16 protein-coding genes are annotated in these 19,986 nt (G+C 57.8%); 8 read left to right on the top strand and 8 right to left on the bottom strand.

What is annotated here, in order from left to right:
• The first annotated feature begins 207 nt into the window (after positions 1 to 207).
• From LOY43_RS16140 to ycaC, 3 genes are all read left to right on the top strand, one after another.
• Positions 208 to 792, top strand: a complete 585-nt coding sequence (locus LOY43_RS16140) for a TetR/AcrR family transcriptional regulator (protein ID WP_095126626.1) — start codon at positions 208 to 210, stop codon at positions 790 to 792.
• Positions 793 to 956: 164 nt separating this feature from the next.
• On the top strand, positions 957 to 3,083 hold the full coding sequence (locus LOY43_RS16135) for a TonB-dependent siderophore receptor (RefSeq protein ID WP_258708367.1): 2,127 nt from the start codon (positions 957 to 959) through the stop codon (positions 3,081 to 3,083).
• Between the two features lie 633 nt (positions 3,084 to 3,716).
• Positions 3,717 to 4,349, top strand: coding sequence for an isochorismate family cysteine hydrolase YcaC (ycaC, locus tag LOY43_RS16130; RefSeq protein WP_258708366.1), 633 nt, complete (start codon positions 3,717 to 3,719; stop codon positions 4,347 to 4,349).
• 99 nt (positions 4,350 to 4,448) lie between these two features.
• On the opposite strand, the gene LOY43_RS16125 is transcribed toward ycaC, so the two are convergent.
• The 6 genes from LOY43_RS16125 to LOY43_RS16100 form a co-directional block, all read right to left on the bottom strand.
• Entirely contained in the window at positions 4,449 to 5,186 is a 738-nt protein-coding gene (locus tag LOY43_RS16125) for a Fic family protein (protein WP_258708365.1), read from the bottom strand.
• The gene (locus LOY43_RS16120) at positions 5,183 to 5,446 is read right to left on the bottom strand and encodes a hypothetical protein (protein WP_095126629.1); all 264 of its coding nucleotides are present in this window, start codon (positions 5,444 to 5,446) and stop codon (positions 5,183 to 5,185) included. Before LOY43_RS16120 ends, LOY43_RS16125 begins: the two co-directional genes overlap by 4 nt.
• 141 nt (positions 5,447 to 5,587) lie before the next feature.
• Complete coding sequence (locus LOY43_RS16115; RefSeq protein ID WP_258708364.1) at positions 5,588 to 6,511, bottom strand: LysR family transcriptional regulator; 924 nt, start codon at positions 6,509 to 6,511, stop codon at positions 5,588 to 5,590.
• 93 nt (positions 6,512 to 6,604) lie between these two features.
• Entirely contained in the window at positions 6,605 to 7,315 is a 711-nt protein-coding gene (locus LOY43_RS16110) for an SDR family NAD(P)-dependent oxidoreductase (protein ID WP_095047870.1), read from the bottom strand.
• Positions 7,316 to 7,364: 49 nt separating this feature from the next.
• Positions 7,365 to 8,021, bottom strand: coding sequence for a DsbA family oxidoreductase (locus tag LOY43_RS16105; RefSeq protein WP_258708363.1), 657 nt, complete (start codon positions 8,019 to 8,021; stop codon positions 7,365 to 7,367).
• Entirely contained in the window at positions 8,018 to 8,233 is a 216-nt protein-coding gene (locus LOY43_RS16100; RefSeq protein WP_007916028.1) for a 4-oxalocrotonate tautomerase family protein, read from the bottom strand. Before LOY43_RS16100 ends, LOY43_RS16105 begins: the two co-directional genes overlap by 4 nt.
• 434 nt (positions 8,234 to 8,667) lie before the next feature.
• Between LOY43_RS16100 and LOY43_RS16095 the strand changes: the two genes are divergently transcribed.
• The 5 genes from LOY43_RS16095 to LOY43_RS16075 all read left to right on the top strand — a co-directional run bounded on the left by LOY43_RS16095 (position 8,668) and on the right by LOY43_RS16075 (position 17,602).
• The gene (locus LOY43_RS16095) at positions 8,668 to 9,183 is read left to right on the top strand and encodes an Hcp family type VI secretion system effector (protein ID WP_008084998.1); all 516 of its coding nucleotides are present in this window, start codon (positions 8,668 to 8,670) and stop codon (positions 9,181 to 9,183) included.
• A gap of 126 nt (positions 9,184 to 9,309) precedes the next feature.
• Positions 9,310 to 12,216, top strand: coding sequence for a type VI secretion system tip protein VgrG (locus tag LOY43_RS16090; protein WP_258708362.1), 2,907 nt, complete (start codon positions 9,310 to 9,312; stop codon positions 12,214 to 12,216).
• On the top strand, positions 12,213 to 16,901 hold the full coding sequence (locus LOY43_RS16085; RefSeq protein WP_258708361.1) for an RHS repeat-associated core domain-containing protein: 4,689 nt from the start codon (positions 12,213 to 12,215) through the stop codon (positions 16,899 to 16,901). The genes LOY43_RS16090 and LOY43_RS16085 overlap by 4 nt, the downstream gene beginning before the upstream one ends.
• 3 nt (positions 16,902 to 16,904) lie before the next feature.
• Positions 16,905 to 17,246: a hypothetical protein gene (locus LOY43_RS16080; protein ID WP_095047867.1), complete on the top strand. Its 342-nt coding sequence runs from the start codon at positions 16,905 to 16,907 to the stop codon at positions 17,244 to 17,246.
• A 92-nt stretch (positions 17,247 to 17,338) separates the two neighbouring features.
• Positions 17,339 to 17,602: a PAAR domain-containing protein gene (locus LOY43_RS16075; RefSeq protein ID WP_011333757.1), complete on the top strand. Its 264-nt coding sequence runs from the start codon at positions 17,339 to 17,341 to the stop codon at positions 17,600 to 17,602.
• 351 nt (positions 17,603 to 17,953) lie between these two features.
• Here the strand turns inward: LOY43_RS16075 and LOY43_RS16070 are convergent, their stop codons facing one another.
• Together LOY43_RS16070 and LOY43_RS16065 are read right to left on the bottom strand one after the other, a co-directional pair.
• Positions 17,954 to 18,649: a class I SAM-dependent methyltransferase gene (locus tag LOY43_RS16070; RefSeq protein ID WP_281062960.1), complete on the bottom strand. Its 696-nt coding sequence runs from the start codon at positions 18,647 to 18,649 to the stop codon at positions 17,954 to 17,956.
• 123 nt (positions 18,650 to 18,772) lie between these two features.
• Positions 18,773 to 19,822 (bottom strand): NAD(P)-dependent alcohol dehydrogenase, encoded by a 1,050-nt coding sequence (locus LOY43_RS16065; RefSeq protein WP_093431666.1) that lies wholly within the window; start codon positions 19,820 to 19,822, stop codon positions 18,773 to 18,775.
• Positions 19,823 to 19,986: the final 164 nt, after the last annotated feature.

The following is a 19,986-nucleotide window of genomic DNA, read 5'->3' as shown; positions in this document are numbered from 1 at the left end:
ACCTTGAGTCGATCAGGTGTCTTCGATTGGGCGAAGGATTCGCACATCGGCAACACCGGTCAGAAAACGTTTGTCGGGGCGCAGCATAGATTCCAATTAGACCAGTCGTCTAGTAATTTTTTATCCTGCGGTTTTTCATCGACAGGTATGGCAAACTTCCGTTCCTCCAAATATACGACTGGTCTATTGCCTGGTAATGTGCGCCCGATGAAAGCGACCTACGACGACACCCGCCAACACTTGCTCGACACCGGCCACCGGATGATGGCTGAGAAGGGCTTCACCAGTGTCGGCCTCAACGAAATCCTGCAAACCGCCGGTGTGCCCAAGGGCTCGTTCTATCACTACTTCAAATCCAAAGAGTTGTACGGTCAGGCGTTGCTGGCGGATTACTTCGTCGGCTATCTCGCCGACATGGAACGGCGCCTGACGCTGCCGGGGCTGAGCGCCTATGAGCGGCTGATGGATTACTGGCAGGGCTGGCAGAACCGCTGCACCCTCGAAGGCCACGGAGATGAGTGTCTGGTGGTGAAACTCAGTGCCGAAGTCGCCGACCTGTCGGAGTCGATGCGCCTGACCTTGCGCGATGGCGCCGAGCAAGTGGTGGCGCGCATCACTCTGTGCATCGAGCAGGGCCAGGCCGAAAACAGCCTGCCCGCAGGCGACGCCCGGCATCTGGCGGAAACCCTTTATCAGCTGTGGTTGGGCGCCAGTTTGCTGAACAAATTGCAGCGTACCGGGCAGTCGCTGCAGACCTCGATGGCGATGACGAAACAACTATTGCACGTTTGACCAAGGTTTTTGTGCGACGCAATGGATGACCTACCTGTCGGCACTCGATCGGTTAGATATACGAATGGGAATAAGTTTCAATAACGGAACGCTTGGTATACCATCGCCGCGTTTTGCTGGCGGTTTTACCCTTCGTTCTGGCCTATTCGTAAGGTTTTCATTTCATGCGTCGTACTCTGCTTTCAATTTGCGTGCTGCAGGCGTTGTCCCCTTCCTCATGGGCCGAACAGGCCGATTCAACACCCGCAGCGCTAGAGCTGGAGGCGACCGACGTGGTCGGTACAGCGGATTACGAACGGGCTGACGGCCCGGTGCAGGGTTACCGCGCCACACGTTCTGCCAGTGCCACCCGTACCGACACCTCGATCCATGAAACCCCGCAATCGATCAGCGTGGTCACCAAGGATGCTGTCGAAGACCTCGGCGCCACGCGTCTGCAAGATGCGCTGGACTATGCCGGCGGCGTCGGCCGGGCGAACAATTTTGGCGGGCAGGGCCTGACGACGTTCACCGTGCGCGGTTTCACCACCGGCGAGTTCTACCGCAACGGCTTCCCGATCAATCGCGGCTACCCGAACATGCCCGATGCCAACACCATCGAGCGTCTGGAAGTTCTGCGCGGGCCGGCGACGATGCTCTACGGCCGTGGCGATCCCGGCGGCACCTTCAACGTTGTGTCCAAGCAGCCGTTGGCCGAGCGCACGGTCACGTTGGGCAGTCAGTTGAATGATCAAGGCATGAAGCGCGGCACCCTGGACGCCTCCGGCCCGCTGGATGAAGAGGGGCGCCTGGCCTATCGACTCAACGTGGTGGGTGAGGGCGGCGATACCTTCCGCGATCACGTCGAGACTGAGCGCTACGGCATCACGCCAGTGCTGACCTGGCAGGCCAGCGATGCCACCCGGGTGATCTTCGAGGGTGATTTCATGCGCAACAATCATCCGCTGGATCGCGGCGTGACGCGTTACGCCAAGCAGATCGGCACCGCCTCGCGTGACACGTTTTTCGGCGAAAAAGACGCCGGCAAATTGCACAACGACAACAACATGGCGCAACTGCGTTTCGAACATCTGCTCAATGATGACTGGACGCTGGGCGGTGGTTTCCAGTGGCTCGACGGTTCGCTTGAGGGCAATGCGATCGAGGCCAACGGCATTGCCGATGACGGTCGAACCCTGGGGCGCAACTTCAACTACCGCAAACTGGAATGGACCGACAAGGACACGCAGCTCAATCTGACCGGGCATTTCAGCACTGGTGGTTTGCAGCACACCTTGTTGACCGGCATTGAGTATGAAGATTATGACTACAAGTCGATCATTCAGCGCTCCAGCGGCGCGGTCGGCGCCTACCCGATCGACATCTTCGATCCGGTCTACGGCCAGCCGCGTCCGGCACTGACGCGCACGCCAACCCACGACAAGGAAAACCTCAAGACTTACGCCGCGTTTGTGCAGGATCAGGTCGCGTTGACCGAGCGTCTGAAGGTCTTGGCCGGCGCACGTTTTGAGCGTTTCGAGCACGACTATGAAACCTATGTGCCGGGCGGCAAAAACTGGCAGGCCAGTGACAACGCGGTGACCCCGCGCATCGGCGTGACCTACGACCTGACCGAGACCCTGGCGATCTATGCCGACACGGCGCGCTCGTTCAAACCCAATACCGGCGCGAGTCGTACGGGCGGAGGCTTCGCACCGGAGAAGGGCAAGTCCTACGAAATGGGCATCAAGTGGGAAGCGCTGGACCATCAGTTGAGCGTGGATGCGGCGATCTACCAGATCGAAAAACGCAATGTGCTGACCACTGACCCGGTTGACTCGACCTTCAACGTCGCCGCCGGAGAAGTGCGCAGCCATGGTTTCGACCTGAACGTCGCCGGCAACCTGACACCCGAGTGGCGAGTGATCGGCGGCTACGCCTACGTCGATGCCGAGGTGACCAAGGACAATGTGATCCGCTCTGGCACGCGCCTGATGAACATTCCGCAAAACAGCTTCAGCCTGCTCAACGTCTACGAGTTTCAGGACGGTGCGCTAAAAGGCCTGGGCCTGGGCACCGGACTCAAGTATGTCGACCAGCGTGCCGGGCAAACCGCCAATACCGCGTTCTCGATGGACAGTTACACCGTTGTCGACCTGCTCGGCTTCTACAAGGTCAACGAGAAAGTGCGGCTCAACCTTGACCTGAAAAACCTGTTTGACCGCGATTATGAAGAGGGCGCGTTCGGTAACGTCTACGCCTATCCAGGTTCACCAAGAACCGTGCAGGTGGGGATTTCCTACACCTTGTAAGCCGAGCTCGACGCTGCAACGGCAGCCCCTCACCCCAGCCCTCTCCCGGAGGGAGAGGGAGCCGACCGAGGCGTCTTGCGTTATGCATCGAACTGACAGGTCGCGTTGATTACGCGGGCATCGGCAATGCTTGGCGGTATTGGATTCACCGGCGCTATTGCACATCGGCGTTCATCGCCAATATCCCCCAATCGGTCCCCTGTCCTCGGGGAGAGGGAACCGACCGAGGCGTCTTGCGTTACGCATCGAACTGACAGGTCGTGTCGATTACGCGGGCATCGACAATGCTTGACGGTATTGGATTCACCGGCGCTATTGCACGTCGGCGTTCATCGGCAATATCCCCCAATCGGTCCCCTCTCCTGAGGGAGAGGGCTAGGGTGAGGGCGGCTGCTTCGGCACATGCCCGTTAGTGAGCGGGTGCTCGAACGCAGGATGCACGCGGCGCGCAATTTCCTGCTCAACAGCACGCGCTCGGTGGGCGAGGTGGCGCGATTGTGGTCGCTAGAGATTGTCCTTTTTGAGTTGACGGATAAACGCTTTTCAGCCGATTTATCCCGTTCCTGTGCGTCAGTAATCTGTACCCAACTTGAACGCAACAACAACTTCAAAAACTCAAAAGGGAAGCAAATCATGACCACTCCAACCTACAACCGCCTCAACAAAGACGACGTCATCGTGCTGCTGGTTGACCACCAGACCGGCCTGATTTCCCTGGTGCAGGACTTCTCGCCAAACGAGTTCAAGAACAACGTGCTGGCCCTGGCGGATCTGGCCAAGTTCTTCGAACTGCCAACCATCCTCACCACCAGTTTCGAACAAGGCCCGAACGGCCCGCTGGTACCGGAGTTGAAAGAGATGTTCCCGGACGCGCCGTACATCGCTCGTCCAGGTCAGATCAACGCCTGGGACAACGAAGACTTCGTCAAGGCGATCAAAGCCACTGGCCGCAAGCAGATCATCATTGCCGGTGTGGTAACGGATGTGTGTGTAGCGTTCCCGACCTTGTCGGCGCTGGCGGAAGGGTTCGACGTGTTTGTGGTAACTGATGCTTCCGGCACCTTCAACACCACTGTGCAACAAGCCGCGTGGAGTCGCATGACCCAGGCCGGTGCGCAGATGATGAACTGGTTCTCGGTGGCCTGTGAGCTGCACCGCGACTGGCGCAACGATATTGAAGGCTTGGGTAATCTGCTGTCGCAGCGGATTCCCAACTACCGCAACCTGATGAACAGCTACTCGGCGCTCACCGCTCAGCAGAAGTAAGCCTGCGCGATCCAAACGAAAGCCTGCCCTGAAAAGCAGGCTTTTGTCATTGTTAAGTCAAACCCCGGAATTCAACCGCGACACCACGGAGAGCGCGGATTATTCAAGAGAAGTTGCTCGATACGTTTTATAAAGTCGCTGGACCTCCGGATCATCCAGGCTTTTATACGTAATCCCTTCCTTGTCGAGTCCGTCCAGACCCTTTATCCCGCCAATCATTGCTGGCCATTCATCGCGGCTGGAGATATCGACGACGAAGGGGGTCAGATAACCATCCAAATGGCCTTTGAAAGGGTCTCGAATCTCGTCGGCGAGTGCTCGCAAGTAGTCGTCTTTATTGGTTCTCGACCAGTCGATAGCGAACCGGGTCCGATAGCACAACTCCATGTAGATGAGCAGGATTGTGCGGCCATTGCCATCCAAAAACGGGTGGGCGGACGCCAACTGGCCCATTACTTCGCCGGGGCGCTGACGAAAACGTTTTTTGTTTGCTGCGAGTTCAAAGGCGTATTCCACGGATCTTTTGATCAGGTCAGGACGTTCGAATATCGTGTGATGCGGATCATCTTTCGACCCTTTGAATACTGCGAGGTGGGGGACCAGTTCATTTCTGTCTTTTCCTGCCCACGGATAAAAACCGGAGAACAGGATTTCGTGGGTCTTGAGGACCGCTTTGTAGTCGATGGGTTTTTGCTTGGCGAGATAGGCAAGGGCATCTTCGATACTGGCTTCGAAGGAGAGATGCTCGGACTCTTTGACTTCAAGAGGGTCTTTCAGTTTGAGCGAGTTTTGAAGATAACCTTCAGTCTCGAAATCGCCGAAGGGGTCAAAAGTCATGCGCTAAGCTGCCTCTTGCAACGCCTTTTCTCTTGGAGGTAGCGTCCTTGAAGGGCCATGATTTCTGCTTTGTTGAGAACACCTTTACGTTTGAGATTGACGAGCAATTGCTCAATCCCATCCAGCTCGACAGCATCGCCTGCCAGACGAGTAATGGTCGCGGCCATGCAGCTCATGCTGTCACGCTCAGCGGTAACCTTATGCTTTTGGGCGAGTTTGCGGACTTCGCTCGCAACGCCGCCAGTGGCTGAACCCGTCATATGAACCCCTCGTTTTCTCTTCCGAAGCATAGCATGGCGCCGGCCCTGTAAATTTTCCAGCAGCGCCCGGCTGTCAGCGCGAACAAGTCCTTTTCCGGTTGATGGCGAACGCCTTTCAACCGATTTAACCCTTGTACCGCGTTACGCCTGCGCCCACTCATCACGAAACTGCAGCAGAAAATCGACAAACGCCCTGACCCGTTGCGGCACATAGCGGCCGTGCGGGTAGAGCAAGGTGTAAGGTCGTGAGCGGCCGGCGTACGGCTCGAGCACCTCGACGAGTCTGCCGTCGGCCAGTTCTTTTTCGACAATGAATTTGTAGGTCTGAAAGACCCCGGCGCCATGCTTGGCCAGGGTCACGCCACCGAGCACATCATCAGAACAGGAGTAGCCGCCGTCGGAATACACTTCACGGTCGTGGCCGTTTTCCTCGAACAGCCAGGAGATCCGCCGTCCGCTGCTCGGCAGTTCGAACTGAATGCATTCGTGTTGCACCAGGTCTTCCAGCGTCTGCGGTGTGCCAGCCTTTTTCAGATAGTCGGGAGACGCGACCACCACCAGTTTTGCATCCTCCAACAGGCGCGCGACCATGGTCGAGTCCGGTTGGGCGCGGACGCGGATCGCCAGATCGTAGCCTTCGCCGACAAAGTCGATATTGCGGTTGCCCAAGTGGATGTCGACGGTGACGTCAGGGTAGAGCGCGCGGAATTTTGGTAGCAGCGGCAGGATGCGGTGATGGCCGTAAGTGGTGGGAAGGCTGATGCGCAACTGACCGGACGGTGAGGTCTGTGCGCCCATGACTTCTTGTTGCGCCTCGACCAATTGCGTCAGCGCCTGGCTGCACTGCAGGAAAAAGTTTCTACCGGCCTCGGTCAAGCGAATGCTGCGCGTGGTGCGGGCAAACAAGCGTGAACCCAATCTTTTTTCGAGGCGAAGAATCGACCGGCTCACGGCGGCCGGAGTTACACCGGCGAGCTGCGCGGCGGCGGTGAAACTGCCGGCTTCAGCGGCGAGGCAAAACAGTTCGATACTGCCCAATTGCAAGTCATCAAAATGGCGCTTCATGTGAGTACACCGAGGATCAACTGACGGTTCATTCTCAGGCTTATCTCATGAAGCGGCACCGCCGGTACACACCGACGGCGCTGCGGGGAGGTATCAATGGCCAGCGCTTTGACCACCATCGACATGGAGGATTTCGCCAGTGACGAAGTTCGCGCCGTCCAGGTACAGGATCGCCTGCACGATGTCATCGATCTCGCCCATATGCCCAACCGGGTGCAGGCTGCCGAGGGCGGCGTGGGTTTCTTCGCCGTGCATCGGCGTTTTGATGATGCCCGGTGATACCGCGTTGACCCGAATACCACGCTTGGCGTACTCGATGGCCAGAGACTTGGTCGCCGCGTTGATGCCACCCTTGGTCAGCGAAGCGAGCACCGACGGTACGCCGTCAATCGCGTGGTCGACTAGGCTGGTGGTGACGCTGACGATATGGCCGCTGGCGTTTTTCTCCATTTCGGCAATTGCCAGTTGCGAGATATGGAAGAAGCCGCTCATGTTGGTCGCCACGACCTGTGCGTAGTCTTCTTTGCTGTATTCGGTGAAGGGTTTGGCGACGAAGATCCCGGCGTTGTTGACCAGCGTATCGATACGGCCGAAATGTGCGACGGCTTCACGGATCACGCGCTCGGCGGTCTGCGGGTCGGCGATGTCACCGGCGACGGCGAGAATGTCCGGGTCAGTGGACGGTTTGATCGAGCGGGATGTCGCGACAACCTGATAGCCGCGCTCACGGAATCCCTTGACCAGGCCTGCGCCAATGCCTTGCGAGGCGCCGGTAATCACTACAACTTTCTTGGACGTGCTCATGATGTTTCCTCATGCAATCTGGATGGTTTGAATAAACGGATTTCGAAGGTCAGGCGTGAGCCGCAACCTGTGCGGCCTGACGTAGCGCCTGCTCGTAATAAGCGACGGACTGGGAACCGGGGATGACCTGTTTGTCATCAAGAACCATGGCCGGAACCGAATCGATGCCGCGTTGCTTATAAAACCGTTCGAGTTCGCGCACTGCTTGGCTGAACTCAGCGTTGACCAGAACCTCTTGCGCACGCTGGCCATCGAGTCCGACTGCGCCTGCCAGTGTCACCAGCGTGGCGTGGTCATTCGGGTTCTTGCCGTCAGTGAAGTAGGCCTTGAGCAGCGCCTGCTTCAACTCACGCTGACGTCCTTGTGTGGCGGCCCAGAACAGCAGTCGATGGGCGTCGAAGGTGTTGTGGAAATGGCTGCGTTTTTCCAGGTCGAAGTGAAAACCGATCTGCTCGCCGCGTTCGATGATCATCGCGTTACGGTCCGCCACTTGCTCGGCGCTGCGCCCGTATTTGCGCATCATGTGCTCGATGGCGTGCTCACCTTCGGCGGGCATGTCGGGGTTCAGTTCGAACGGTTTGTAGGTCAGCTCCACGTCGACTTCGCCTGCCAGGTTGCGGATCGCTTGCTCCAGAGCGGTGGCGCCCAACGCGCACCAGGGGCAAACGACATCCGAGACGAAATCGATTTTCACGGCCCGGCTCATGACTGCGAGTCCGCCAACTGTTGGCGATATTCGGTGGTGGTGATGCCGGCATAACCCCAGTTATCGGTGTCGACTTCCTCGATCACGATGTGGGTGAGTTTCGGATCCTTGTGCAGCACCCGCTCCATCGTTTCGGTGATTTCCTTGATGACCTGGGCTTTCTGCTCCCGGGTCACGCCGTCACGGGTGATACGTACGCTGATGAAAGGCATTTGGGGTATCTCCAGTCGCTGGCCCGTCGGAGTGATGGGCGGCTGTTGGAGAGGACTTTAAGAGGCAGGCGGGAATTGATAAATGGGGCTTGAGGTACATCATTTGTGATGTGGTGTATCAAATGGCTGCGTGCGGTGAAGTGCGCAAGAAGTTGCGCAGTACCTGGCCTGTTTTCATCCGGGAAAGTCTGTGCAGGCCTTATGAACCGGGGCTTTCAGCCAAGTGCGCAACTTCTTGCACACCACTGCGCAAAAAGTTGCGCACTTTTATTTGTTTAATCTCGTTTATTCAAAGGTCGGCGTACGGGTCGTTTGTTTAAGGCGCTGAAGAATAATGGTTTTGTGATAGCTGGCATGGAGTTTGACAGCTCAAGCCTGCCCGGACAGGCAATGGTGCCTGTCCGGTTGTGTGTTTTAAGCAAGGAGAGCATCCCATGGCAACACCAGCGTACATGTCGGTTACCGGCGAAAAACAAGGTCTGATCACTGCCGGCGCGTTCACCGCCGATTCCGTTGGCAACACCTTTCAGGAAGGTCATGAAGACCAGGTCATGGTGCAGGCTTTCACCCACGACGTGATCATCCCGCGTGACCCACAGTCCGGTCAGCCAACCGGTCAGCGCGTGCACAAGCCAGTGGTCATCACCAAGGTCTACGACAAGGCTTCGCCTCTGCTGCAAGCTGCGCTGACTTCCGGCGAGCGCATGAGCGAAATCGTTATCCAGTGGTACCGCACTTCGGCGCAAGGCACCCAAGAGCACTACTACACCACCAAACTGGAAGACGCGATCATCGTCGCCATCAACAACAAAATGCACAACTGCCAGGATCCAGGCAACGCGCATTTCACCCACCTGGAAGAAGTGCAGTTCACCTACCGCAAAATCACCTGGACCCACGAAGTTTCCGGTACTTCGGGTTCCGATGACTGGCGTGCTCCAGTCGTTTAATCACGGCTGATGGTTGTACCGCCCCGGCTGGCATCGCTGGTCGGGGCGCACTCACTTTTAAAGAATTTATCGCGTCAGATTCTTGCAATCTGAGGCGCGTCGCAGCACTGCGCGAGGGACAAGGGAATGTTCTCACCGGCCAACCAGCCTCATTTCAATCTGACCGTCGATGGCGTCGACAGCGATTTCCAAGTGCTGTCGTTTACCGGTCGTGAGGCACTCAACACGCCATTCGAATTCGAGCTGGAACTGGTCAGCGAAAAGGCCTCGATCAACCTCGAAAGCGTGCTGCACAAACTGGCGTTTCTTCAGCTGTCGCCAACTGGCACTGGCATTCACGGGCTGGTCTACAGCATTGCCCAGGGCGAGGCGGGCAAGCGCCTGACCCGCTACAAGATTTCCCTGCGCCCGCAACTGGCCTACCTCGCGCACCGGGTCAATCAGCGCATCTTCCAGCAGATGACCGTGCAGCAGATCATCAGCCAGGTGCTGGAAGAACACGGCATCCTCGCCAGCGATTACCACTTCCAGCTCAGCGCGATTTACCCCGAGCGTATTTACTGCGTGCAGTACGACGAGTCGGACCTGGATTTCATCCAGCGCCTGTGTGAAGAGGAGGGCATTCACTACCACTTCCAGCACACGTCCAGCGGCCACAAACTGACCTTCGGCGATGACCAGACGGTGTTCCCGAAACTCGCGCCAGTGGCCTATCAGCAGGACTCCGGACTGGTCGCCGACAAACCGGTGGTCAAGCGTTTCGGCTTGCGTCTGGCCACCCGCACCAGTCGCACCACGCGGCGCGATTACGACTTCGTCAAACCGAAGATCGAGCTGGAAAGCGACGCCAAAAGCAGCGCCCAGCCGGACCTCGAAGACTACGACTACCCGGGCCGTTTCGTCGATCGCGAGCGCGGTAAACACCTGGCCAATCGCGCGCTGGAACGCCATCGCAGCGACTATCGTCTGGCCGAGGGCAACAGCGATCAGCCGATCCTGGTCAGCGGGCATTTCCTTGCCCTGACCGACCACGCCAATCCGACCTGGAATGACTTGTGGCTGCTCACCGAAATCTTCCACGAAGGCAAGCAGCCGCAAGTGCTCGAAGAGTCGGTGACCAGCGACACCACCGATCTCAAGGACGATTTCCACCAAGGCTACCGCAACCGCTTCAGCGCGATCCCGTGGGACGTGCCGTACCGTCCGCCGCTCGATCACCCGAAACCGAAAGTCCTCGGCACGCAAAGTGCGGTGGTCTGCGGCCCTGAAGGCGAAGAGATCTACTGCGACCAGTACGGCCGGGTGAAAGTGCAGTTCTTCTGGGACCGCGAAGGCAAACACGACGACATGACCAGTTGCTGGATGCGCGTCGCGTCGAGTTGGGCCGCGGAAACCTTCGGTTCGATCAACATTCCACGGGTCGGCATGGAGGTGTTGATCACCTTCCTCGAAGGCGATCCCGACCAGCCGCTGATCACCGGTTGCCTGTACCACGGCGCGAATCTGCCGCCCTACAAACTGCCGGACTTCAAGACTCTGGCCACGGTCAAGAGCAAGGAATACAAGGGCAGCCGCGCCAACGAATTACGCATCGACGATACCACCAGCGAGATCAGCATCGCGTTGCGCAGCGACCACGGCGCGAGTGCGATCAACCTCGGTTATCTGACCCATCCGCGCCCGAGCGGTGGCCAGCCGCGCGGCGAAGGGTTCGAATTAAGAACCGACCGCCACGGTGCGGTGCGTGCGGGTGCGGGTCTTTTGATCACCACTGAGCCGCGTCCGAACGAATCCAAGCACCACAAAGACTTGCCGGAAACCGCTGAACGCCTCGCCACGGCCAGCGATCAGCAGGACGGTTTTGCCGTGCAGGCCAAAGAGCTTCAGGCCCAAGAGGCCGGCGATCAGGACGACGTCGCCAAAGCGCTGCACGCCCAGCATCAAGGCGTACTCGGCAGCGGTCCAGCGAACCTCACCGCCAACGAATTCCCCGAGTTCACCGAGCCGCATCTGGTCCTCGCCAGCCCGGCCGGCATCGCCCTGACCACGCCACGCTCCAGCCACATTGCCACCGGCGAACACCTGGCCCTGAGCAGCACCGGCCACACCAGCCTGTCGATCGGCAAACGCCTGCTGGCCAGCGCCAGTCGCGGCATGCGCCTGTTCGTGCAGAGCATGGGCTGGCGGCTGGTCGCAGCGTCCGGCGACATCGATGTGCGAGCGCTGAAGGACAGCATCAACCTGCTGGCCAAACTCAACATCACCGCCAATGCCGACCGCATCACCATCACCGCGAAAACCGAACTGGTGATCCAGGGCGGCGGCAGCGCCACCACCTACAACGCCGGCGGCATCACCCACGCCACCAGCGGCCCGTACACCGCGCACGCGGCGAACTTCGCCTACACCGGGGCGAAAAGTCTCGCCGGGGTGTTCCCGGAACCGCCGAAACCGGGCAAAGGCAATCTGGAATTGTTCAACCAGTACGCCGGGCGTCAGGGCATCAAGGAAGGCGATTACGAAGTCATCGACGCACTGGGCAAAAGCATCAAGGGCAAGCTCGATGGCAAAGGTTTTGCCAGCGTCGCCGGTGCCGCACCGGGGCCGGCGCGCGTGCTGTTCGGCAAGGATCCGGCGGACACCTGGAGCGATGGTAGTTACATCGGTAAGCCGGAATGGCCGTTGAATCCGCCGGGTGCCGAAGACGTGCCGAGCCAAGTGCAGGCGATGGTCGCGCAGGTGTTGCCGAGCAAGAGTTGGGACATGTTGGAGAAGGGCAAGGACATGGCGCAAACAGGGATGAGTGCGATGCAGACGGCGCAAGGCGCGATGCAAACGGCGCAGCAGGTGAAAGACGTGGTGCAGGGCGGGGTGGCCGGGTTGCCGAAGCTGGCGAGTGCGGCGTTGCCGAGTGCTTCGGGTCTTCTTGGAGCGGCGAGCAAGGCGGGCAAATTGCCGAGTCTGCCAGCGCCGACGATTTCGAAATCTGTTGTTAAAACTCCAAGCCTCCTGACCGGAGAAGTACTGTCATGACTGAAGCAGCCGGTGCGCAAAAACGTGAACCACAGGTCGCCGTTGTACCGTTGAACACTCTGGATGTGCAGGATGTCGGGCGCGGTGCGGCTCGATTTGATGCCTGGCTGCGATCTATCAGTGGCGATGTGGTTACGCTGGATCGTATCAAGGGTGTAGCTGGAGCCCTGCCTGTTGTCGGCAACATCATGGCGCTGGTTGATGCGCTTGGCGATATCGTGACCCTCACCAAAAGCAAGCAGCGCGAACTGCTCGACTGGGTGAGCCTGGGCATCAACCTGATTGGTGTCTTGCCCGCGCCTCCCACGATGGCTGCAGCGCGCATGAGCTTGCGTCCGACCCTGTTTCTTGTTCGTCAGGAACTGCGCAACAGCGTCAAAATGCTGTTGGGCGATTCAATGATTGAAGTATTGGTCGGTCATTTGAATGCAACCATCGTCGGCACGATTGATGACTTCGTCAAACAAGCCGAAGGAAAGCTTTCCGGGATACTCGCTGACGCTGGAAAACTGGGCGAAAGCGCGGTCAGCGAAATTGCCAAAGGGCTTGAGGCCGTCGTCAACGGCAAGCTTGACGCGAAAGGCGATGCACGCGCGGCCAGTCAGAAAATCACCACGGCGGGCAATCAACTGCTCAGTGATCCTAAAGCGGCCATCGGGAACATTTTTGGTGCCGCCTTCAGTGCTTACAAAGCAGTAGGTAAGGGTGTCGCCAACAGTGCAGCCAGGAATCTGCTTCCGGATCAAGCCAAGAAGCTGGTGTTGACGCATACCGGAACCTTGCGAGCCATGGGGCCTGAGATAAAAACCCAACTGAGCAAGTTGGGCGATCCAGGTACACGTCATTCGATCGGCTGGTTATTGCAAATGCTCAGCGGTGCTGTTTTGACGTGGCGCAAGCGCCGTGGGCATGGTCAGAGCGCGAGCGTCAAACCCAATGCGACCAGCAAGGCACAACGCAAGGCCGGGGAAGGTCGATTAGAGGCCTCCAGTCATCAAGCACCGGCCAAAGGTGCAGCCAATCCAAACAAGAACGTCGCTTGTACGGGGACCTGCCACAGTATTAGTTTTTCGCTGGGCTCAGAGCTACTTCGTCATATCGACTTCAGTCTGCCCGGTGCCTTTCCAATCGAGTGGTCGAGAACCTATAACTCTCGACTGGATGCCTATGACCAAGGCTCATTGGGTGCACGCTGGGTAACCGAACTGAGCACACGCTTCGATTGCCGAGAAGAGGGTCTGGTCTTTTTTGGCTCCGATGGCAGAAGCCACGACTACCCACTCCCCAAGGTCGGACTGTTTCACTATGACCCTATAGAGAACGTCACGCTGATCCGCAGCAGAGAAGATCAGTTGCTGTTATGCCACGGCTTTGAGCGCAAGGAAACCTACGTCCGTCATGGTCGGCGCTATCTGTTGGCTGGCGTTGTACTTCGTAACGGTGCCGGGATCATGCTTCATTACGAGCATCGTCACGGTGACGAATCGATACTGTCGGACTTGATGACTTATCAGGACGAAGTCACTCAAGTGCTTTCGCATCTGGGCACGTTAATTGATGATCACGGACGTCTCACCGGTTTGTGGGAGATCAAGGATGGCGTGCCTCAGCGTCAACTGTGCAGTTATCAATACGACACCTTCGGCAATCTGATTCTGGCCCAGGATGAAAATGGAGCCGCTTGGTCGTATCAGTACGAGCATCACTTGATCACTCGCTATACCGATCGAACCGCCCGGGGCATGAACATCGAATGGCAGGGGCGTGGCGCCGACGCAAAGGCTATTCGGGAATGGGCGGACGATGGCAGCTTCGATACGCGTCTTGAGTGGGATGACAATATTCGTTTGACCTATGTGACGGACGCGTATGGCAACGAGACCTGGCATTACTACGACATCCTTGGCTATACCTATCGCATCCGTCATCCGGATGAGCGCTCTGAATGGTTCTTTCGTGACGACGCCAAAAATCTGGTTCGTCATGTTCATACAGATGGAAGTACCGATCGCTTCAGCTACGACGCCCGCGGGAACATGGTTGAACACATCCGCCCGGATGACAGCGTCGAGTACTACGCGTTTGACGACCATGATCAACTGATCAAAATCAGTGACGCAGAAGGTGGTCAGTGGCAAAGAGGGTATGACGACCGCGGCAACCTTGTTGAGGCGATAGATCCTTTAGGCAACAAGACGGAGTACGCCTATAACAAGGCCGGACTGCCAATTGCCATCAAAGATGCCAACGGCAATGAAAAAGCGATCGAATACAACGAGGCCGGCCAACTGACCAAGTACGTTGACTGTTCTGGCAAGGCCAGCGCATGGGCGTACGATGCGCGTGGCCAGATGATCTGCTTCACTGACGCCGCCGGACAAAGCACTGAATACGAATACAGAAATGGTCAGCTGGTGCTGATCAAACATCCTGACAAAACGGAAGAGCGTTTTGAGCGGGACGCAGAGGGGCGACTGCTGGCGCACGTTGATGCATTGGGGCAATGCACGACTTGGAGTTATACCGCGGCCGGGTTCGTCAGTGAGCGTGTAGATGCCGCCGAGCAGAGCCTGCGTTACAGCTGGGACCGTTTGGGTCGTCTGGTTGCCTTGGAGAACGAGAACGAACAACGTGCCCACTTTCACTACGATCCGCTTGGCCGCTTGTTGGAGGAGAGGGGGTTCGACGGACGCACGACTCGCTATCAATACAATCCTGAAACCGGGCGCCTGGATAGCAAGTTCAATGGCCAGCGTGTCATCAAGTTCAACTTCGACTCCATGGGGCGCCTGACTGATCGTCATGCAAATCTGGGCGGTGAGTCTCAAAGTGAAGCGTATGCCTATGACGGAAATGGTCGTCTGGTCATGGCCAGCAACGGCAACAGTCGCCTGAACTGGTTTCATGATCCTGCCGGCAATCTTATTCGTGAACACCAGCACTATCTGGATCTCGACAAGCCTCTTGTCGCTGTCTGGAAACATGAATACGACGTTCTCAATCTACGCATAGCGACGGTTCGCCCAGACGGGCACAAGGTGAGCTGGTTGACCTACGGAAGTGGCCACCTTCTGGGGTTACGACTGGACGATCATGATCTGATTGCATACGAGCGCGACGATCTGCACCGTGAAGTGGCACGCCATCAAGGTAATCGGCTACTACAAACCCAGAAGTGGGACCCGGCTGGGCGGCTTCAGGAGCAACTGCTGGGGCACTCTGACGACAAATCGACTCTACTCAAGCGCGAGTATAAGTACGATGCAGTGGGCCAGTTGACCGAGATTAACGACACTCGACGGGGCCCATTGGCGTACCGCTACGACCCGGTTGGCCGTCTCATCAGTGCCGTCAGCCGACTGGGCACCGAAACATTTGCATTCGATCCGGCCAGTAATCTGTTGGATGACGCGGTTACGCAGGTTCGAAGACCGCTTGATCAGGACACGCCGCGCAGCAAGTTGCTCGATAACCTCCTGCGTGAATACGCCGGTACTCACTATGAGTACGACGAGCGTGGCAATCTTATCCAGCGATGGCACAACGGAAGTTACAGCCGTATGCGCTGGGATCTGTTTGATCGAATGGTGAATTTCGACGATGCACGTTTGAGTGTCGATTTCGCTTATGACGCGTTGGGCCGGCGCCTGTACAAAAACTCCAATGCTCACTACAAGGAGCGTCCAGAGGCAGGGTCTCAGTGGAATCACAACGAACATGCTCGTAAACAAAGAGAGTTAGGCTGCGGTTTCACGTTATTTGGCTGGGACGGAGATAACCTGGCGTGGGAAAGCAGTCCTGCTCAAGCAGATGACGGAACGGGGAGAACGGTTCATTACGTTTTTGAGCCAGGCACTTACATTCCGGTAGCCCAGGCTGTTTCCAACGGCTCGATACAACTGTCAGGACTGCCCGATTATGTTGGCGACTACACGCTCGACGACGATCCCTTGTGGAATCACCAACCGACTGTACAAAGTTTCGATGCGATTGCCTGGTACCAGTGCGATCGTATGGGGACACCATTAGAACTCACTGATGAGAACGGTGAGATTGCCTGGAGTGCTCACTACAAGGCATGGGGAGAGGTTCGTGAGCAACGTTCCGCTCGAGCACAGCAGTTGGGGTTGGCCAACCCGATACGTTTCCAGGGGCAGTACCACGATGTCGAGACCGGCCTGCATTACAACCGCCATCGCTACTATGACCCTGGTGTCGGTCGATTCATAAGCAAGGACCCGGTAGGTTATGCAGGTGGTTTGAACACCTACGCTTACGCGCCTAACCCCACAGGCTGGATTGACCCTCTAGGCTTGACGAATACCCCAGACGGTACGGGGAAAACCGTTCCGATGAACAATCTGGGTATTCCCGACAAGAGTCAATTTGCTCCAAAACCTGGCATTACAAAGCCTTACGCTCGAAGTTCGGCGTGTGGGCCTACTACGGCGCAAACCGCCTCGGTACAGGGCCTACCTTGTGTGGTGTGTGGAACCGTGGCGCCTAAAATGGTTGCTGATCACAAAGATGCCTTGGTGGTGGAGTATTATCGAACGGGCACTAACGATGTGACGCATCAGTCCTCGTTGTTGGCTGTGCAGTCACACTGCCCCGTCTGCTCAAAAAAACAGGGTGGGCATGCATCATCGTATTCAAAATGTATGAAAACCAAGCTGGGGATCTGATTTATGCAAAAGGCTGACGCTGTTTATCCGGACCAGGCGCAAACAGAAATCTGTAGCAAGTATGGAATGCCTGTGCAACCGCCCGAAGAGATGGTCGCGATCGCTATTGACTCGCTTGGCAAGTCGCCGATTTATGGCACAAGAGTTCAATTGCCGGAAGACGGCAATATCAGCTGGTTTATTCACTGTGGTGAGTTCTCTGACGCGGATGACTTCTACAAGCCTGTCCATGTTCACCACCTGAGTGAAATGTTGCCTCAGGTTGTGAATTATCTTTGTCTGCCCACTGGCGCAAAATTCATCATCGATACAGCCGACTATGAAGATGTCTGGATGGCTGAGTAAGGAGTATTGAAGCCGGTTCACCACCGGTTTCGCGTTTGATTGATCCCGTGGATCAATTGGAATATCAGCGGCTTGGTCAAAGGAGTGACAACATGAAAGACGCCATTCGCTTGGGCGACTCCACCACTCACGGTGGCAAGGTCCTCGAAGCCTTCTCCCGGACTGACCTCAATGGCAAGCCGATTGCCGGTGTCGGTCACAAGGTCAGTTGCCCGTTGTGCAAAGGGATATTCCCGATTGCCGAGGGCAGCAGCACCTACACCGTCGATGGCACGCCCATCGCGCTCGATGGCATGAAAACCGCCTGTGGCGCTGCGCTGATTGCCAGTGGCCCGAAGGGTGCGGTCGTCAGCTGAGTGCTGTAATGCCGCTGACGGAGAGCCAGCGGCGTGGCGTTTGACCTTAGTGAAGAAATGTAATTTGAATGCAGTGGGCGGTAGCGGCTGCGGAGGAAGGCAATGACGTCAGGGTTTTCAAGCGAACTCAGAACTCTCTCCGCCAGAGATTTACAACGTTATCCCTCAACTGCAATTCAAGGGAGGGCAGCATCACGTCACCGTCACACTTGGACTCCCGTTCAAGTGTGACGGTGACAAAAGCAAAGCCCAGGGACGAAAGGGCGAAGTGTTGACGTGAGGTCAATACCAGAATCTGGAAGCGAGCCTGCCCGCGGAATTGGCGCATGCGCACCTGCCGGCCACGGCTTCTCAAGCCAGCAACTGCGCGATCCATTCAGCCTGTCGCGTGATCTCTCGTACCTTCGCCTCGGGCAAAGCCTGCTGCGCCCGGGCGAACTGACCGAGGGTCTTTTGCTTTTCGTTCAGTATGCGTTGCCACTTGGCCAGAAACTCCGGACTGCGTGCCTGCATCTGTAGCGGGCCGAAGTACAGTTCTTGACCGGTGTAGGTCACTGGTTCAGCGCGTTCGGCCACGATGATTTCGTAGTCGAAGCGGTTCTCCCGCAGCAGCTCTTCGCTGAGGATGCGGTAGCCGTTTTCCATCAGCCATTGGCGCAACGGTTGCTCGCCGCCGTTGGGTTGCAGGATCAGACGTTCCTCGCCGCTGAGGTGGGCCTTGCCGTTGTCGAGGATGTCACGGATGGTTTCACCGCCCATGCCGCAGATGCTGACGGCGGTGATGCCGTCGTCGGGTTTGATCGCCGCCAGACCATCCGCCCGGCGCACGCTGATGCGCTGCTGCAGATCATTCTCGCGCACGGTGCGTTCAGCCGCGTGGAACGGCGTCGCCGCAACCTCGCCAGCCACCGCCGCAGTGATCAAACCACGACGCATCAGCGCCACCGGCAGATAGCCGTGATCCGAGCCGATATCCGCCAGTCGCGCACCGGCAGGTACGTGGGCAGCCACCCGCTCGAGGCGCATGGACAATGTCTGTTCGTTCAACGGCAACCCCTTGATGGCAGGCAAAGGGGTGCGACTCTGGCGAGCAACGCCGGGCCTGTCAAATCCCGGCGACGGAATTCAATGGCCCATTGGCCGCGCTTAATGGCCAATGGGCGCTGAGGTTTAGCCGGCCAACGTTGCGTTATCGATCACGAAACGATACTTCACGTCACCCTTGAGCATGCGCTCGTAGGCGTCGTTGATCTGGTCGGCGCGGATCAGTTCGATGTCGGAAACGATGCCGTGCTCGGCGCAGAAATCCAGCATCTCCTGGGTTTCCGGGATGCCGCCGATCATCGAACCGGCAATCGTGCGGCGCTTCATGATCAGATTGAACACGTTCGGCGAAGGGTGCGAGGTGGCCGGCGCACCCACCAGCGTCAACGCACCATCTCGCTTGAGCAGCACGAGGAATGCATCGAGATCGTGCGGCGCGGCGACTGTGTTGAGGATCAAGTCGAAACTCTTGGCGTGGGCGGCCATTTCTTCGGCATTGCGCGACACCACCACTTCATCGGCACCCAGCGCTTTGGCCGCTTCGCGTTTGGATTCGGAGGTGGTGAACGCCACAACGTGGGCGCCCAGGGCGTGGGCCAGTTTGATGCCCATGTGGCCAAGGCCGCCGATGCCGACCACACCGACTTTTTTGCCCGGGCCAGCGTTCCAGTGGCGCAACGGCGAGTAGGTGGTGATGCCGGCACACAGCAGCGGTGCGACGGCGGCCAGTTGCGCTTCGGGATGACGGATGCGCAGCACGTAGCGTTCATGCACGACGATGTTTTGCGAGTAGCCGCCCAGCGTCCAGCCCGGTGCATCCGGGGTCGGGAAGTTGTAGGTGCCGATCATGCCGTCGCAGTAGTTTTCCAGCCCGCTTTCGCAGTCATCGCAATGTTTGCAGCTGTCGACGATGCAACCGACGCCGACCAGATCACCGACCTTGAAATCCGCGACGTGCGCGCCGACAGCCGAAACACGACCGACAATTTCGTGCCCCGGTACGCACGGGAACTGCGTACCGGCCCATTCCGCCCGTACCTGGTGCAGGTCGGAATGGCAGATGCCACAGAACGCGATGTCGATCTGCACATCATGGGCGGCCGGCGCGCGGCGGTTGATCTGCATCGGCTCAAGGGGTTTGTCGCCAGCGTGGGCACCATAGGCTTGAACAAGCATGGGAACATCCTCAATCGGTTTGTCGTAAGGCATTGTTGCTTGTTCAGCGCTGCGGGCAGTAGTGCATTCCTGTGCAATCCTTGCCTGATCCTGTGCGTCGTTGTGACATTGCGCGGACAGACGCTTGTGGCGTTTGCAGGTAATCTCCCGGTTCACTGACGACA

It is taken from the genome of Pseudomonas sp. B21-041 (genome assembly GCF_024748675.1).
In the GTDB taxonomy this organism is placed as follows: domain Bacteria; phylum Pseudomonadota; class Gammaproteobacteria; order Pseudomonadales; family Pseudomonadaceae; genus Aquipseudomonas; species Aquipseudomonas neuropathica.
The sequence above is the reverse complement of the archived record's forward strand: the minus strand, read 5'-3'. Positions and strand labels throughout refer to the sequence as shown.